The 2,456-nt window shown below is 44.0% G+C and carries 2 protein-coding genes; both read left to right on the top strand.

Translation table 11 applies throughout. The annotated features are described in order from the left end of the window. Positions 1-960: 960 nt before the first annotated feature. A complete protein-coding gene (locus tag JN12_RS20285) occupies positions 961-1,530 on the top strand; it encodes a hypothetical protein (protein WP_145026355.1) in 570 nt (189 codons plus the stop codon). Between the two features lie 104 nt (positions 1,531-1,634). Next, on the top strand, positions 1,635-2,408 hold the full coding sequence (locus tag JN12_RS20290; RefSeq protein ID WP_145026358.1) for an endonuclease NucS domain-containing protein: 774 nt from the start codon (positions 1,635-1,637) through the stop codon (positions 2,406-2,408). The last annotated feature ends 48 nt before the right edge of the window (positions 2,409-2,456 follow it).

A 2,456-nucleotide genomic window follows, 5' to 3' on the forward strand; every position in this document is an offset into this window, starting at 1 on the left:
CCCCAGTTGCTGGTGCTCCTTGATGACGCGAAAGTGAAACTTCTGGCTTCCGTTGCTCCGTGGCGTCAGAAACAGCCCATTACCGCTGGCAGAGTCCGACAGGGGCTGCAAAGGATTTTTGGCCATGCCAACATTCGGGCCATGTGGCACCAGAAGTCCGGCAAATTCGGACCACGAAAATGGTCAATCGAGGATGAATATCATACCGAACCTGATAGGGCCGCGTAGTTTCTGGCCTTCTTGAAAATCAAAGTGCTGCTCCATCCCCCACCTCGACGGGGGGAAGGGAAGGCTTTTACTCTAAAGTCCAGAAATGAAGACGACTGGTCCTTTATAATTAAGGCACATGCTCTTTTGGAAGCTGCCGTCGCACATCTCCTCTGCAAGGCACTTCACAAGGATGAACTTCTCCCAGTCTTTTCATTTCTCGAATTAAGCAATAAGAGCAGTGGCAAGATTGCTTTTGTTAAGGCACTTGACCTACTGGACAAACAAGATCGTAGATTTATAAGCTCATTATCAGAGTTGAGGAACAAGCTTGTACACAACGTAAGCAATGTAAACTTTGGCCTTCAACCATTCGTTAACGGACTAAGTCCAAAAGAGCTTTCCGAGTTCGTCACGAAATTCAATTCATTCACCCTAAACAACTCCAAGTCCGAATATCAAGGTGAATGGCTTACTCCTACTGAATTGTTTAAGAAAGATGCAAAAAGAGCTATTTGGTACTCTTGTATGGTCACGGTAGGCATCATCTATCACAGACGTGAAATATCATTCATAGAAGCAAGAATAAATCGTCATCAAGAGCGAATTGACGCCATTAGTGGACAATCAGCAAGCTAGTGAGTCAGAGCCGGAAGGGCGTTCGTATAAAATTCAAATTCAACAAAGCGCTGGACCGGCCCAGAAACAAAAGCTGCCGGTCAGCTCTCAGCCGTTATACCAAGAAAACAAAACATGAGAAAAAGACCCGAAATTCACGAGCGCATAATATCTGGAACACATCTATTAGTTGTGCCTTCTCGTTTTAAGCCTATGTCTGGCTGGCAGAGAAGTCTTGTCTATGCCGTGTTTTCGAGCTTTGCGTTGGTTTTAGTTATAATCCCATTCAAGCTGCAACCAAGTGTTCCTGCGTTGGTTTGGGGAGGAAGCCTATTATTGGCTACTTCAGCTCTTTTTCTAGGGCATTACCTTGCTGTATGTGGAAACGAGCGAAAAAATCCTCTGATAGTTACAGATATTGGATTTACTATCAGTCCCTTACACTGTGCAACATGGGACGAAATCGAATTTTGGCACTTTCGGTCCTTTCTGGGTTTGAGGCGGCAGACTTTAAGCAAAGCTGGTGAGGGGACAACGCTTTGCATTAAAGCAAAAACGTGGCGGCTCAAATATAACCTTGGGAGTGATAAAAATTCGATATTTGCCTATCAGGGGTATTTTTTCACAGAAGAACAACAGGCAATTTGGAAGAAAATATGTGCCGAACGAAACGTTCTTGAATCAGATGATTATTTCATCTGGTGAAAAGGTATAACCAGACAGTTAGACGCCGCCCGCCCGAAAAGACTGGGCTGGCGGGTCAACTGCCGAACCGTTGGGTGGGAAAGAATTGAGACAGGAGAAAAATAATGTCACCAATGTATGATAAGCCAGTGAGACTTTTGATGAAAGATATGGTTGAAGTTTTTCAGCTCAAACTTGGAGAAGTTCTCCAACGCGAAAAAGTCTTTCAGTGGTTTCAGCAATATTATCCTAAAATAAAAGAAGGCACCATTCAGGCGCACCTTTCCAAAATGTCCACCAACTTGCCCGTTCGGATACACTACAAAGCGAATCCAAACGGAGAAGACGACTTGTTTTTCCGAATTGATCCCAACCGATACCGCCTTTACGATCCAGCGAATGATCCTGCGCCTATATATAAAGGCCAGCTTCCAACGTCCAAAGATGACGACACTGAAAGCTCGACCGAGGAGACAACAGCTGAAGAAAAGGCCTCAGAATTCGCATATGAAAAAGATTTACAGAGCTTTCTTTCCAAAAACTTACAACTAATCGAACATGGCCTTCGACTTTATGAGGAAGAAGGTATTACAGGTATTGAGTATCCTGCGGGTGGCAGATTTATTGACATTCTTGCAGTTGATAAAAACAACAACTACGTAGTCATTGAGCTTAAAGTATCTCGTGGCTACGACAGAGTGATTGGGCAACTTCTTCGTTACATGGCATGGATCGAGAAACATCAGATGGATTCAGGCCAGTCAGTACGTGGGGTTATAATTGCAAAGGAAATCACAGATGACCTTACCCTCGCAACTTCACGAATTAAAGACGTCGAACTGTTTGAGTACGAACTTTCCGTAACTCTCAAAAAAGTTGCCTTATACCTGACTCCGTGACGGCAAATTCAGCAATTTGAAATTTGCCAGCTGTAACCATTTGAAGTT

Source organism: Geobacter argillaceus (assembly GCF_007830735.1).
Lineage (GTDB): Bacteria > Desulfobacterota > Desulfuromonadia > Geobacterales > DSM-12255 > Geomobilibacter > Geomobilibacter argillaceus.

What these genes read in the sequence shown, in the direction of transcription:
- JN12_RS20290 (WP_145026358.1), top strand. Translation starts at nt 1,635, where the DNA reads ATGTCACCAATGTATGATAAGCCAGTGAGACTTTTGATGAAAGATATG.
- JN12_RS20285 (WP_145026355.1), top strand. Translation starts at nt 961, where the DNA reads ATGAGAAAAAGACCCGAAATTCACGAGCGCATAATATCTGGAACACAT.